The sequence below is a fragment of the Flavobacterium sp. SORGH_AS_0622 genome (assembly GCF_030818825.1).
In the GTDB taxonomy this organism is placed as follows: Bacteria; Bacteroidota; Bacteroidia; order Flavobacteriales; family Flavobacteriaceae; genus Flavobacterium.
The window spans coordinates 5,058,628-5,076,140 of the sequence record NZ_JAUTAX010000001.1; the positions used below are offsets into that span (position 1 = coordinate 5,058,628).

1 protein-coding gene is annotated in these 17,513 nt (G+C 36.8%); it reads right to left on the bottom strand.

Features of this window, described 5'->3' with window-relative positions; all coding sequences use genetic code 11:
• Positions 1 to 37: 37 nt before the first annotated feature.
• Positions 38 to 17,467, bottom strand: a complete 17,430-nt coding sequence (locus QE431_RS21730; RefSeq protein WP_307300224.1) for a T9SS type B sorting domain-containing protein — start codon at positions 17,465 to 17,467, stop codon at positions 38 to 40.
• Positions 17,468 to 17,513: the final 46 nt, after the last annotated feature.

Below are 17,513 nucleotides of genomic sequence, written 5' to 3' on the forward strand. Positions count from 1 at the left end.
AATTTTTTTAGATAACATCATTGGGGCTATAATTTTGTTATCTGTATAAAGTGAAATGTCCAACAAATTCTCTATTATCTTTTGGATCATTTAGTTTAAGAACATACCAGTAATCTCCTGTTGGTAATTCACTACCATGGTATCTACCATCCCATTTTTGACCAACGTGGTATTTCGCTACTACTCTACCATATCTGTCATAAATATCAAATGTCAATTCTTTGTATGCTAATGCACCACAATCTGGACCAATAGTATCATTTTGTCCGTCACCGTTTGGTGTGAAATAGTTTGGCATACAGAAATCATAGAATATACCGTGAACAGTTATTGTTGCCTCACAACCGTTTTTGTCTCTTACGATCACTTGGTAATCACCTGTTTTATAAATTCTATAAGTGTTAGATGATGTAAATGACTCTCCGTTGAAACTATACTCGTAAGGAGCAACACCTCCAGAAGCTTTTACTTCTAATGTGTTGATATCTTTGCTTTGGTTTGTTACGTCAATTAAAGCTAAAGGATCAACTGCATTGACAGTAAAGATTGGAGTTGGCACTTCGCAACCATTAGTGTGTCTTGCAACGATGAAGTGATCACCAGCAGGAACATTTGTAAAGATGTTGCTTGGCTGGTAAGTACCATTGTTATCTAATGAATAATCAACATCTGCAGGGTTTGTAATTGAAGCATCAATTGTCACTACAACCATATTGGCTTGTGTATTGTTCACACAGTCATATGTTACCTCAGCAGTTGGGTTAAGAATTACAGCATCTGGCATGTTTTCAACGAACTCAACTATACAGCCTTGTACATCTTTAACATAAACTGTATGCTTACCACCATTCAAACCTGTAAAATCAAATATTGTTTGTGTAGCAGTTCCTTGAGTAAATGGTCCTTTTTCATTATCTAAACTGATACTGTAAGGAGCTGTTCCTCCTCTTACTTCAATACTGAATGCACCGTCTTTATCACCATCACAAACTTCAGGAATCATAGAGTTTGGTACTTCTGTTACTACAACCGGATTTGGTTGAGTAATTTCGATATCAGCTCTTACATAACATCCGTTTTCATCTTGTGCAATAATTGTATAAGTACCTGGCGCAAGTCTATCAAATGTACTGATCAAATCAAACTGATTTAAGTCTGGTGAGATCGCATATTTAATAGTCCCTGTACCACCTGCAGCTGTTACAACAATTTTACCGTTGTTTTCACCGAAACAAGAAACGTTTGTTGGTGTAAATACTGCAGTTAAAGCAGCGGCTGGTTCTGTAATTGTAGCATTTACTGAAGTTTGGTTACAATCTCCACTGTCTACTTTTACTCTGTAAGTTCCAATTACAAGATTCTCGAATCTACCATTATTTTGTGGCCCCTGAACTATTGCTCCGGCTGTATTTTCTAATGTATAAACGTAGTTTCCTAAACCACCTTTTGCGTCAGCAACGATAACTCCAGTAGCTTCACCTGTACATTTTACAACAGCGTTTGTAATATCTAAATCAACTGTTAGAGGAACTAAAGGATCAATCTTAATTTCATTAGAAATAAAACTAATACAGTTATTCGCATCTTTTACATAATACTGATATGTTCCAACTGGCACTGAGAAAGTAACCGATGAAGCAAATGTACCAGTAGTAGTGGCAAAATTAGGATCTGAGCTATAGCTGTATGGTGCTAATCCTCCAGTTGCACTTAATGTAAGTGTTGACTGAACATTACATGTTTGAGTTGAAGCTAAAACTAAACTTGGAATAACTTCTGTTGGTTCTGTAATAACAATCGTTGCAGAAGTTGCTTCACAATTAAATCCGTCCGTAACTTTTATTGTATATGTTCCAGCACCAAGACCGTCAAAAACATTTGATGCCTGTGGTCCTGAAGATACGATATCTGTTCCGATCGTACTGTTTAGAGTGTACATATAATTACTTCCCTGACCACCTGTTGGTAAAGAAACTGTTATGGTAGCATTTCTATCACCAAAACATGATAACATTGTAGCACTTGGCGTAGCAGTGAATGAAATTGGAGTCGGAATTACTAATGTCGCTGTTGTTGTTGCGATACATCCTTCTCCGTCTTTAGCATTGATAGTATACGTTCCTGCTGATAATCCTGTAAAGGCATATTGAGCAGAGTAATCAACTACAACAGCTCCGTTCAGAACTAATTGATATTGATAGTTAGTATCCCATCCACCTGCTGCAGAAGCGTAGATTTCACCGTCATTATTACCTGGGTTACAAGTAATTTCTGATTGAGTTGTCGTCACTGCCAATTGTGCTGCAGGCTGTTCAATTGTAAATAATGTTGCTACTGTACAATAAGGACTTCCAACTAATGTTGCACTAACTGTGTACTGACCAGCTGTTAAATTAGAAATTGTAGTTACTGCACCTGTTGTTGTTCCTGTGCTTGAAACAGGACCTGTGATAACATAGTTAAATGCACCTGCCTCGTCTGTTGGAGTTGGCTGTCTGTCAACGAAAGTTAAAGTAACCTGTCCATCAGCTGTTCCGTAGCAAATATGTGCACTTGCAGGAACTGCATTAATTTGGAAAGTATTTGGGTCGTTAACATAGTGTACTGCTTTTATTATACAGTTTGTATCAAGATTAGTAACACTTACAATGTAATTTCCGATAGGTAAATTAGTAAAGATACCAGATGCATTATTTGGATTTCCAGCAACTGCATTTCCTGAACCATCAGTGATAGCATATTCTAAGTTTGCTGTTCCTCCAGTTGTTGCAACTGTAACTGTAATGTTTTCTCCGTTATTACAAGTAATTGCATTTGTAACATTAACAGTAATATCGTCTAAACTAATAAACGGATTAATTACATATGTTCCGGCATTCGACCCTATACATCCATTACTATCGTAAACATTAACAGTATATGATCCGCCTTGATAATCTGTTTCTGTGTAAACATTGTTAGAACCTTTGTAAACTACGACACCATTTCTGATGAATTCATAATTAGCATAAGTTCCTGATCCTCCTGTTACACCTGTTACAGTAATAGTTGCAAAATTGCTTGTATTATCTGTAGTACAACCGTATTGAGCAACGGCAGGGTTAGGAACAACTATCAATGCTGGTTCGATAACCTGAACAGTTTTACTGTCAGAACATCCTCTTCCAGAAGTAACTGTTACAGTATAACTTCCTTGAGTTAATCCTGTAAATACTGGACTAGTCTGAGGAGTACCTCCGTTTAAGCTGTACATATAAACAGGGTTATCGTTTATACCTGCACTTGGAGCGTCTAGTGAAGCTATGATTGTTCCGTCATTTCCTCCAAAACAAGTTACCGGCGTAGCTACAGCATCAAATCCTGTTACTAGAGTTGCTGGATCTAATTTAAAAGTTACATCTTCTGTACAACCTGTTGTCAAATCAGTAACCACAATTGTATGTGAACCAGCTGATAAACCACCGAATGTAGCCGGAGTAGTTGTTACAGTTGTAGTTCCGTCAATTGTATAACTGTAGTTACCTGTACCACCTGTAGCCGTAGCACTTACGCTTCCGTCACCGTTAGCACAAGTTGTTAAATCTACAACCGTATTTTGAATGTCTAATGGCTCTAAAATAGTTACGGCTGCGTTGAATACAAATTCACATCCGAATCTATCTCTCACTGTTAGATCATAAGTTTTAGGAACACTTACTGTAAATGTAAGTCCAGATTGGAATCCTGAACCAATGCTATATTCAAATGGTCCCATACCTGTTCCTGGTGTAACTACAATATCATAAGTTCCTGTGGTAGCATTTGGACATTGAGATACAGCTGCTGCTGTAAATCCTGATGGAAGTGGGTCAATAATGATATTCACTCTATATGGAGCAGAAATACATCCATTAGCATCTTGTGCATAAACATCCCATGCAGGTACAGTTGCATCTAATTCTCTTGTATCAGCTGCATCATATGTTCCTGCCGGATCACCTGCGTGAACAAATGAATAGGTGTATCCAGGGTTTCCACCACTACCTGCTACTGTTACTACAGCACCAGTTTTACAATTTGCATTAACATTGTCTACTAGAGAAACTATAACTACTGTTGGTTGTTTTACTTCTGCCATAGCAGTTGCTGTACAACCTGTAGCGTTGTCTGTTATATTAATAGTATACTGACCAAAAGAAAGACCTGTTAATGGAATTGTGTTTGCACTTGTTGACGTTGAAGGAACAAATCCAACACCGTCTTTGTCAATTGTATAAGTATAACTTCCCGCAAAATCCGAAACTGTGAAAGTTACTTGACCGTCATTTGTTGTATTACAAGTCATATCAGCAATCACTTGACCATTTACAACAATATTTGTAACTGGTGCGATTGGTAATAATTCTTCGTAAGTACATCCGTTAGAATCTGTAACTCTGAACATGTAATCTCCAGGTACTAATCCTGTAAAGTTTGCCGGAACAGTATTATCTGCTGTATTAACCGGAGCATAACCTGTTGTAGCTGTTCCGTTAAACTCAATGATTTCGAAAGTTAATGAGCCAACTCCATTTGTAGCTGTAACATCAACTGTACTAGTTGTAGCCAAACAAGTTACTACAGATGCATTGAATGTTAAATCTGTTGGTTTGTTTAGTGGTACAATTGGTACTGTTACTGGAGCAGTTTCACAACCATTAGCATCTTTCACAGTGTAAGTTACAGAAGGAATTGATCCATCATTAACTACTGAGAAAGTATTAGCTGTGTCATAACCTTGACCATTGAAATTATATCTATAGTCAATAGTACCGCCTGTTGCAGTTACAACTATGGAAGTAGTTGTACTACATGTTGTATTTGGAGTAATTGCATGGATAGCTGTTAATTCAGTTGGCTCAGTAATTACAATAGTTGCTGGTGCCGAAACACAGTTCTTAGAATCAGTTGCAACTACAGTATATGTTCCTGCAATCAATCCTGTGTAATTTCCTGTTGCATCACCTGTCGTGTTAACAACTGGTCCTGTCAATGCAAATGTATAAGGAAGACGGCCACCTGTTGGAACAACTGTCAAACTTCCGTCATTAAATCCAAAACAGCTTACATTAATATGTGAATCAGCAAGTGTTGGAGTTACTGTTGGATTTACTGTTACAGTAGTAGTTGTTACAGAACATGTTGGTGCATTACTATCTGTAATTACAAAATAATAATCTCCATCTGCTGCCACAGAAGCCGTAAAGTTTCCTGTAACACCTGTTACTGGTCCTGTCGCCACTGAGTTATGATACATTTGATATGTATATGGTCCTACACCACCAGCAATCGTAACATCGATTGTTGCGTTAACAGGAGCAGCACAATATAGATCTTTAGTTACTGAAGCACTTGCAATTAATTGTTCTTGAATGATATAATCTACTTCATCAGGACATCCATTATCATCAGTTAAGATAATTTTGTATGTTCCAGGAGCAATAAACGTTGCTGTTGTTCCTGTTAAAATTGTTCCGTTTACAGTAAATGATTTTACTCCATTATAAGTTGTAGATAATGCATCTAAATCAACTGTTAAATTAGAACCAACAAAACATTGCTGTGCTGGTAAATTAAGACGTGGAGCAACATTATAAGTTACAGGTACATTTATTGGTCCTGCAATACAAAGATTTGCATCTTGTACATACACATCCCAAGAAAGATCTGTTAAATTAGTATCTACAGTAAGAACTGAACTTCCTCCAAATGTTGTTGGTGCAGGATCACCTGCTTTAACTACAGCATAAGTGTAACCAGCAGTTCCGCCAGTAACATTTGTAACTGTTATTTCAGACTCATCATCAGAACAGAATACTTTGCTAGCCGTTGCAGTAAATGCGATTGGAGCCGGCATTGTAATAGTAACATCTGCAGATTTAGAACAAGTTGTTGTAATATCGTTAACAGTTACTGTGTAAGTACCTGCTTCAAGACCTGTTAATGTAATTACATCTGCTGCAACAGTTGGAGCATTATAAGACAATGCAGCCGGATTAGTAGTTACTACGATATTATAGTTACCGCTTGCGCTGAAATCTGAAACTGTGAAAGTAGCTGAACCATTATTATCTGTTCCGTTTGCAGTGTTACAACTCACATTATTTGCAGATGTACGAACAATGTCAATCGGAATAACTGGTTCTACTTTGTAAGGTCTTTCAATAGAACAACCATTAGCATCTGTAACTTTAAATAAGTAAGTATTTGGAGCTAAGCCAACAAAAGTTGCGTTGTTTCCATTATCTAATGTTATCGGTGAAATAATTTCATATTTCGCATATGGAGTATATCCTCCGCTTACAGTCAAGGTAACATCAGCCACATTTGTTGGACAAATAGGAGCTGTAGTTAAAGCGAAAGTTATATTTGTTAATGGCTGATATGCTGGAACAACAACGCTACCATTAAATTGACATCCATTAGCATCTATAACATAATAATTTACTGTTTGAGCAGATGTACTAACAGTTACCTGAGTTGTATTATCAGTATAATATGTTGTACCACCGTCAAAATTAAATCTGTATGGTGATGTTCCTCCAGTAGCTGTAATTGTTACAACCGCAGGCTGAGCAGCATTGCTTGCATTACATGCATAAGCTGTAATTGCAGGCGTAGCATCTAAAATTGCCGGCTGACCTACAGTATATTGTTTTGTTAAAGTACAACCTCTGCCAGATGTAACCGTGATATCATAAACTCCTTGTGGTAAACTAGAGAATACATTACCCGTTTGTACATATCCAACTGGAGCTGGTGAAATCGCATAAGTATAAGTTGGATTGTCATTTGAAGGCAATAAATTAACTTCAATTTTTCCGTTAGTTCCGTTGAAACAAGAAACATCAGTTACAACAGCATCAAATGTTACAGGAGTACCTGCTGGTAAAGTTACCTCCGCTGTTGTAGTACAAAGATTTCCGTTGTCGGTCATTGTAATAGTATAAGTATCTGCTCTAAGTCCAGAAATTGTATTTCCTGAAATTACAATACTTGGATGCATTGGCGTAATACTATAACTATAAGAGTTTGTTCCTCCATATGGAGTTAATGTAATTACACCATTATTAACCACACAACTTGGCAATGCTGTCTTTTCAGGGATTAATTTTAATGGCGCATTAATATTGATAGTCTTCGTATCTGTACAATCGTTTCCATCTTTAATGGTAATTGTATGAGATCCTGAACTTAAATTGGTAACTGTATATGGCAATCCTGGAATACTTACAAATACTCCAGTATCCACTTTAATTGAATAAGCTCCTACTCCCGCAGCAGTTTCGCTAACAACAACTCCAAAAGCACCTTCAGCCGCACAATTATTAGCTACACTTAAACTAATTACTGGACTTGGATCTTTAATGATTGTTGTGTTTAATGGGAACTCACAACCTTGAGCATCTTTAACAATAATATTCCAGTTTACATTTGCACCTGTTGGCCCTGGATCTAAACTTAATACATTTCCAGCAGCAAAAACTGATGGAGTAGCTGGAGCTACTGCTGAAGCAAATGTGTAAGGTCCTGTACCACCCGTAACCTTAATAGTCACTTGAGCTGGATCATCACAGTTTGCATTAACAGTATTTGTTATAATTGCATCAAGCGGTTGAACTGGCTCTGTTATTTGAAAAACTTCAGTAGTAGAACACAATGTTCCATCAAACTCTTTTACATAAAGAGCATAATTTCCTGGTCTTAATCCTGTAAGTGTTCCATTATATGCTGAACCTGTTAGACCAGTAGCTGATCCATTAACAGGTGGTACAATTGGTAAATTTGTCAAGTTGTCTCTAACTTCAAAATCTAATCTTGTTGCATTGTAGTTAGATACTGTGAAATTAATAATTCCATTCGCAGCACCATTACATGTAACATTCGTAGTTGTTAAAGGATTAATTTCAAGATTAGAAATTTTTGGAGTTTTCATCTCATAGTAAGATGGACATCCGTTAGCATCCACAACTTCAAAAACATAATTTGTATTTTGATCTAAGCCTGTAAATGTATAAGAAGTTGCTGGAGTTAAACCAGAAGTTGTACCAACTCCATAAATTGTGTATGTGAATGGTGCAACACCCGTTCCTCCAAATACTCCAACTTCAACAGAAATACCATCAGCACAAGTGGCGCCAACTACTGTTCCGTTTAACTGTAAGTATGGTGGAGGCTGAATTCTTAATTTACTGCTTTTGAATTCGCAACCATTTGCATCTACAACATTGATATAATAATCTCCAAAAGTTAATCCAGGGAAATTATGTGCAATAGCTGCATTTGCAGTATTTGCAGTATAAGTACCAATTTCCGTCATAGAATTATTGTATAAATGATATATGTAAGGAGCTGTTCCTCCAGACACAACATTTACATCAAAACTTCCTGGTGTAGTAGAGTTACAAGTAATGCCATGAACAACAATATTCATTACTATTGGCGGAGGGTTATTTAATGTAATACTATTACGGTATTCACATCCTTTATTGTCTCTAACCACATAATTGTAAGTTCCTGAAGCTAAACCACCATAAGTAGCTAAATTTCCGAAAGTAACTCCATTATCAATACTATATTGGAAAGGTGCTTCACCAATAGGGTTTGTAAAACGTATTGTACCATCAGAATAACCATTACATGTAGGATCAACCTTAGCAACTGTTACAGCTACTGGTACATAATCTGATACCGTAGCAGTACTTGTTTCTTTTGTACAACCATTAGCATCAGTAATTTCAAATTGATATACTCCTGCTGTTGACGTTGTATATGGGAATGATGTTCCCGTAAAAGCAATTGGTGAACCTGTATAGGTTCCTGCGCCAACTTTAACTCTGTATCCAAACGGCGCTGCACCACCTGTTACAGAAACTGTAATACTAGCATCTGTTGGTGTAGCACAAGTAAGATCTTTTGTTAAAATCGCTGTACCAATCATGGCATCGTTAACTGTTACAGTTGTTGTACTTGTACAGTTATTGGCATCTTTTATAGTAATTGTATAAGTACCTGCAGTTACTGTAAATGTATTTGCCGGACTTGGCGCTGCGCCAGTATTAATTGAATATGTGTAAGGAGCAACTCCGTTTGAACCTGTAGCTACAATTTGGAAAGTATTTCCTGAAGCTGTACACTGATTGGTTACTGAAGCTGTTACGCTTGGAGCTGTATCTGTTGTTAAAGTTAATGGTAAAACTACTGTACATTCGTTAGAATCTTTCACCCATGCAAACCATGTAAGTGCCGGATTTAAATTAGCAGAATTTGCTGTATCATATGTTCCAGCTACAGTATTACTGTTACTGAATGAATACTGATATCCAGGTGTTCCTCCAGCTGCAGTAATAGTAACTTTTGCTGTTGGAATATTACAGTTTGCATTAACATAAGCTGCAGTTGCCGAAAGTGCAGTTGCAGGCTGACTAATAGTAATTGATGTTGGAACAGTACATCCTGTAGTTTCGTCTGTAAACACAACGCCGTAAGTTCCTTGTGGTAAATTAGGAAGTGTAAATACAGCAGCAGACTGACCTGTTACAGGTGTTCCGCTATTAACTACGTAACTATATGTAGAAGCAAATCCGCTTACATTGTAACGAATAGTTCCTGTTGAACCTCCATTACAATAAACATCATTCAGTTTAGTTGCTAAAGCAATCATAGGAACTGCCGGAGCAATGTTTATTGGGAATGTATCATAACATCCCCTTGCGTCTGTTACTTTGAATATATAATTTCCAGATGCTAATCCAGCAAATGATCCTGTAGCATTTGATGGTGCCGCAGTTGGGCCAGAAACAATTTCGTATATAAATGGTGCAATTCCTGTTCCTGCAGTAACATTTACAGTTGCTGTACTAGTAGTACTTGCTGCAGGTGCACAATAAATTGGAGTTGTACCAACAGAAGCAATTGCCGGCGGATTTAATCTATCAATAACAATAGATTTTGTCGCCATTATACATCCATTTGCATCTTTAACAGCATAGTAAATAGTTTGATTTGTACCATTATCAACAACTGTTAATGTGTTCGCAGAAGTAAATGATCCATTGTTGAAACTATATGTATATGGCGCAGTTCCCGTTGTTGGAACAACAATTGTTACAACAGCAGATTGTTTTGCATTATTAGTATCACAACTGAAAGTTGTTGCAGTAGCGTTTGTATTTAATGCTGTTGGCTCTGAAATTACAACAGATGTTGCAGCTGAAGTACAACCTAAAGCGTCAGTTACTAAAATATCGTAAGTACCTGCAATTAAACCGGTAGTTGTCGGAGTTGTCGAAACCAAAGTTCCGCCTCTTCTCACACTATATGTAAACGGTGCTTTTCCTGAAGTTGCTGTGATAGTAATTGCTCCAGTATTTCCACCATTACATGACACATCAACTTTACTAGTTGTAATTGTTAATGTAGTTGGTTTTAATGTTACCGGAATATCAGCAGTTTCTGCCTGACAAACAGGGTTTGAAGAATCTGTAACTCTAAATTTATAAGTTCCTGCTGCAGTTGCCACATAAGGACTTGTCGTTGTAGTGTAAGTTCCTCCATTAAATGAAACTGCATACGTACGAGTTCCCGTACCACCAGAAGAAGCTAAACTAATTGTGGTGTTTGGAGTACAAGTAACATCCGGTACAATTGTCGGAGTAATTGTTAATTGAGGTGCTACAACATAAGTAGTTGAAACATCACAACCAAAACCATCTCTGATGCTTAATGTGTAAGTACCCGGAGTTAAACTGAAATTAGGTGACGGCTGATAGAAAATACCATCTTTACTATAAGTTGGAGTTCCTACATAAGTACCTGTAATCGTAATATTAATTGGAGTTCCTGTATAACATTGTGATGCAGGAGTATCAATTGTCGGAACATTTTCAGATTGAATTGTAATCGTTCTTTTTACTGTACAATTGTTATTATCCTTAACATAAACATCAATTGATGTAGTAAGAACTGCAGTATCCACTTCAACACCTGTTCCATAAGCTGTACTTGGTACAGTTGAAGGACTAGCGGCATAAGCATATGTGTATCCAGGAGTTCCGCCTGTTAAACCTGTAAATGTTAAAGTAGCTTTTGTTGTTTTACAATTGATCTTCGTAGCTGTTACATTATAAGTAATTGCAGTTGCAGCACTAATTGTTACAGAAGCTGTATTAGAAGTACATCCTGTAGTAATATCTCTGGCTACTAAAGTATATGTACCCGCAGCTAAACCTGTTACTGTTACAGTATTACCTGATTTAGTAGCAGTTCCCGAATTTGGAGTCAATGTGTATGTAAAGTTTCCTGAACTACTTGGGTTTCCAATGTTGAATGTTGCAGTACCGTTGTTTGCATTGAAACATAATTCATCTGTTTTTGATCCAGAAACCGTAATTGCAGGAGCTGCATCAATTGTTCTAGAACCTGTTGCAGTACATCCGTTAGCATCAGTTACTCTAAAAGAATAATTTCCAGGAACTAATCCTGTAAATGTACCTGTGCTATTTGCAGCAGGTGAAGTTGGACCAGCTGTTACGGCATAAGTAAATGGTGCAACACCTCCAACAGCTGTTAATGTAATACTAGTTGTTGTAGTGTTACATGTAATACCTGCTGGTGTAGAGAACGTAAGAGATGTAGGCGGATTAAATGCCGGAATATTAATTGTTTTTGTATTAATACATCCTTTTGAATCTTTTACAGAATATATAATAGTTTGTGCACTGCTTGTATTGGTAACAGAAAGTGTGTTAGTACTTGTATAAGTTGCACTTCCGTTAAAACTATAAGTATAAGTTCCTGAGCCACCCGCACCAGAAACTGTAATTACAGTCGTTGGGCTACAAGTTGTGTTTGCTGCCGCTGAAGCACTTGCTACAACCGGAGAAGGATTGTTTAATGTTATAGTATAAACTGGAGATACACAGCCTTTATTATCTTTTACTTGATATGTGTAATTTCTCGTGTTAACTGAACCTACAAATGCATTTAGACCTGTAAGTGTAGGACTTGTACCAAAAGTTGTACTTCCGTTAAAGCTGTAAGTGTAAGGTGCTCCACCTCCGCCTGCTGGAATAACAGTAAACTGACCATCAGTACCATTATTACAAGCAGGATCTACTTTGTTTGCTGTCGCAGTAGGATTTGTAATAGGATCTACTACAACCGGAACACTAACAACAATACATCCTTTTGAATCTGTTACTCTAAACACATAACTTCCAGCTGAAGATGCTGTGTAAATATTAGATGGAATAGCTGTATAAGTAGCACTTCCGTTTACTGCTACTTCGTATGTGAAAGGACCTACACCGCCTGTGACTGTAAGTGTTATTTCTGCATTATTAGTAATACAATCTAATGGTTTAGTTATATTTCCTTCTGCTTTTAATTCGTTTGCAATAACGATATTCGAAATTGCAGGAGCAATACAACCGTTAGCATCTGTTACAATAATTGAATGTGTTCCAGGACCAACATTTGTAAATGTATTTGAAGTCTGACCCGGTGCACCATCTAAACTATAAGAATAAGGTGTTTTTCCTCCTGTAACATTTACCACCAGCGTTGAACGATTAACTGTATCGTAGCATAAATCTGAACTAGCCGCCAATGTTGCAGTAGGAGGTGTTGGTGCATTAATGTCTACACGAACTGATGCAGGAGAAGTACATGAATTTGAATCACGTGCAACTACTGTATAAGAACCTGTAGCCACATTTGTAAATATATTTAAACTTTGAAACGGAACTATAACAGTTGTCCCAGTAGAATCTCTTAATTCATATTGATAACTTGGTGTACCTCCATTACCTGTTGCGGTAATCGAAGCTCCGTTTGTACAAGTAGGCTGAGTTGTAACCTGTGCTGTAACTGTTAAAGCCGTAGGTGATTTTACTTCTTGAGTTAATGGAAATACGCATGTTGAAGGAGAAGCATCAAAACGTACTCTAATATTATAATTTCCACTATTCAAACCGCTGGCAGTAACAGGAGAAACTTTAGAGTTTACCCAAGTTGCTCCATTATCTAATGAATAATCGAATCCGTAAGGAAGATTAAAGTTTTGAGCAGAAATAGTAATTTCTCCATCATTTTTTCCATTACATGTAACATCTTTAAATCCAGTTACTGAAGCAGTAAATGCTTTATTAGTGTCGATAACAATTGGGAAATCTTTTTGAGTGATACATGTTTTAGGAATCTGACGTACCCAAATATCATCAATAACAATATCATTTCCGCCGTATTCAATACTTCCAGAACGAATCCTGAATGTTAGATTGGTATTGTTTTTTGGATTCAATGAAATATTAATAGGAACCCACTTTGTTCTGTTCGGATCGTTTGCTGCTTCAGCGATTTTACCCGTATCCTCAGTAGCTACAACTTGTCCTGCTGAATCTACTAATTCAAACCTAACAATTGGAGCTGCACCATTCGTACCTGTGTTTAATAAATTTCCTACATACAAGGAAACCATTACAGGTTGATTTGGGATAACATCAATAATTGGTTTACTATAAAGAACTCCGTAAGGACCTGCAGCCCCTCCAATATTTACTAATAAATATCTTCCGTTTGCATCAGCTCCATTTGTAGTGTGATCTTTAAAGTGATACCAAGCGTTATCGTTTCTCCAGAAGAAACTTGTAACAGAATATTGGTTGTCTTCTACAGAACGAGTTGGTGTTCCGTTTAATGAACAAGTATAAGGAGGATTAACTCTTTGGTCATTGAAACAATATGCTGATGCAATACCTGGAGTTGTAGTGGTTCCACCAGAACCAAAATCTTCTAATAATAAATTACTATAAGTAGGTACTGAAGTTAAATTATATTTTACTGAAATAGTATGCGCACCAGATGGAACATTAACAAATACATTCGAAGGTGTATTTGTATTTAGTACGTTATCTATATAGTACTCATAAGCATAATTATTTCCTCCGCCGCTTGTTACCGTAACCGTACTTGTTGCTGTTCCGTTACAGTTAAAAACTGGTGGAGCAACAGATATTGTTGGGTCAGCAGGTTTTGGATCTAAAATCACTCCTGGCATACTGTATATACAGCCTTTAGAATCTTTAATGTAAAGTGTATATGTTCCTGGAGCAACATAAGCTTCGTTTGAAGCTCCATAGCTTGTACCTCCATCAAAACTATAAGTATAAGGAGCTGTTCCTCCTTGAGGGTTTGTAATTCTTACTTTACCAAATCCGTTACCAGAAGGATCACAGCCTGCCAATTCAGAAACACCCGCTGATGCTGATAAAGCATTTGCTGGAGCTGTGATCGTAATTGGTGTCGCAGGATCAGTACAAGTTACTCCTGACATTGTATAACGTACTACAACATTATAACCACCTGCAGCAACATTAGGGAATACAGGATTGTTACTAAAGGTTGCGCCATTATCTATACTATATTCTAAAGTATATCCATTAGCATTAGTAACATTTACGTTAATTTGAGAAGTTCCGCCACTACAGTTAATCTCAGCTGCAGTTACAGTATATGTTGGTTTCGGATTTGCAGTAACTGTAATAGATGTTGTTCCGCTGCAATTATTAGCATCAACAACTCTAATATCATATTTGCCAGGTCCTGTAACAGCGATTTCATTTGATAATTGGAATGAACTTGATCCGTTTATAAAATGATAATACGGTGCAGTTCCACCTGTCGTTGTTACTACTATTTTTCCATTAGCACAAGCTGTCAACGGAACGGTTAGAGCTGCCGTTGGAGTTAATCCTGCTGGAACCGGATTTACAGTAACTCTTACCGTTTTATCACAAAACGGCGCTGGTGTAGCACCTACTGGTCCGTTAGTAACTCTAATATCATAATCTCCTGATGATAAATTTGCAAAGGTATAATCTGAATTTGATGTTGGCCCAAAGCTATTTACCAAAGTACCTCCACTAGTGTAGATATAATAATAGTATTGTGGGTCGATATTTTGTGCACCAACTTTAATACTTCCTTTATCCGTTTTACATGTTGGCTGAGTTATCGCTGTACTAATGCTTAAATCTCTGCTTCTGATCAAAATACCTGGAACAGTAAAAATACAAGGATTAGTAGTTACGCCAATCTGTCTGATATGAACAGTATATGAATTTGGAGAAGTTATTGGGAATACGTTGCTAGTCTGATAAGCACCAGGAGTTCCGTTAGGATCTGTACTAATAGCATATTCGTATCCTGCAGGAACGCTGCCAATTGTAATACTTCCAGGAGCACCACAAATAATATCCTTATGAGTTTCTGTTGGTGTTAAAGAATTGCTGTATACATTAAAATAAAAACGGTTAAAGCATCCTCCAGCATAGTTTAATGTTAAACGAAATTGTCCTGCCTGATTCGCAGTATAACTTGGTCCACTTTTTACAGTAGTCCATTTACATGAAGCACTTTCATTAGCACAATTTTGATTTGTTACTGCTGTACAGCTTGCTTCATTTAATTTTTCCCAAACAATACTTGTCGCATCCGAAATATTTAATGTAATTACTTTCGAAGCGTTTCCACCACATAAGAAAATGTTTGGCAATTTTTTTCCATCATTTGAACAAGTTACCACCTGATCTGCAAAAGGTATTACCGGATTTTCTACAGTATTACCAAATCTCGTTACAACAAATGACTGATAAATTGATCTACAAGGAGCAGCAGCCAAATTGTACACATAATAAGTACCAGGATTTTTTACATTCAATACTTGTCCTTTTCCTATCTCTTTTGTACGTGCTTCATCACTATACCAAGTATAATCACTATAACCATTTGCTGCAGTTAGATTAATACTATCACCACAAAGCGTAACGTTGTCTGTATACTTACATCCGTCAACCCCTACTAAAAAGTTAGTTGCTTTTGGAACTAAGATACATCCTGTATTGGTATTAACACTCGGGTCATCAGAAATTGTGAAAGCTGTATTCTGTGTTCCTTTGTAAGTTGCATATGCAGAGTTGTCAATACTATTAGAACAAGCCTCACTTAACATATGACAATCTGGAACAACCTGAACTTTAAAGCTGATTACCTTTTCAGGGTCACCAATTTTAACCACACTATTATCAACCTTGAAAACAATGTTTCTTGTAGCTGCGTTATAACTTTGAACAGTTACTCCGGTTGGCAATGAAACAATATCTGCCGGGTAATTAAAAATAATATTTATAGGCAATTGATCTCTAATAGTAAATGATGTCGCATTATCATTTCCTGTATTTTTAAAACCAATTTCATAATTTAATTGTTGCCCTAAAGTAACATTTTGACCACCAATATTATCTCCCTTAGCATTCTTTACAATTTTGGTTAAAACAATTTTTGGCTCAATAATTTCAACATTGAATGCATTAAAGAATAGCCCATAACCATCTCCACTTGTCGTAAGTTTTAACTGTGCCGAAGTATCGTTATTTTTAATGACACTTCCTCCTGGGTTTGCCGAGGTTGCGGGATTGGGAACATTCAGAATACCTGCTTCGAAACCTAAAGTATTTCCACTGGCAGGAGTTCTGTCAGTGAAAGGTCCATTAGTATCATTAATTGTACTATTAAAAAAGTTGTCAATCGGACGTTGTGCGGTTGAAATATCAGTGTTATTAATAGAATATCTATCACCTGTTAAGTTAACGTCTCCCTCTAAAGCCGCAAAAGCTAATTTTGCTTTTACAGTACCTGTTGGGATCGTTTTAAAACCTGAAATGTTATAAGTTACTGGTCCACTACTAGCTTGAATCCATCTGAAACCATCAAACGTAGTAATGTATTTTGCTGAAGATTTAGGATCCTCATAAACAACAAATAAATTCCAACCAGCAGAAAAACCTCCATTGATTTTTCCTCTTGCCGAAATAATATTTGCAACTGTATAAGTTCCTTCTGGATCTGTTAGTCCTTGTACTAATGATGTCAAATCGTAATAATATGCGTAAGGCATCTGATCACCATTTGAAGTAGAAGGGTAATAGTCATAAATCAACTGACCCGTAATATCAGTATAAGCGGTTTGATTGGGTAGTTTAATTTTAATAGAACCCAGGTTACTTCTGTTAACCGTTTTATCATCAACTGATCCTTTGCTGTAAATACCAGCCCAATAAAGTCCAGCGTAAACAACTTTATAACATTCCCTGCTTGCTGTTGGAATTGTTAATTTTGCCGAACTTGAACTAAATGTACTGGCATCACCATCGATGTCAATATATTGCATGTTAAGGTCGTTGTTGTTTTGGTTTGTTGCATTAAAGGCATCGTTCGCACGCTCATTATCCTTAACATCTCTATTCAAAATATTGTTACCAATCAAAAGCATATCTCCTTTTAAACTCGTATCAAAACGAGGGGTGAAATTCTTTTGAGAGTAAATAACAAAACTTTGAATACAAAGTAATACAGCTAAAACTAATTTTAAAGTAGTAGGTTTCTTCATTTTTCTATGGTTTCAGTTTAACGGCTGTTTTTTAAAGGGGCATTTA

Bases quoted from the DNA above. Each gene is read 5' to 3' on its own strand.
- QE431_RS21730 (WP_307300224.1), bottom strand. From the start codon at position 17,467: ATGAAGAAACCTACTACTTTAAAATTAGTTTTAGCTGTATTACTTTGT.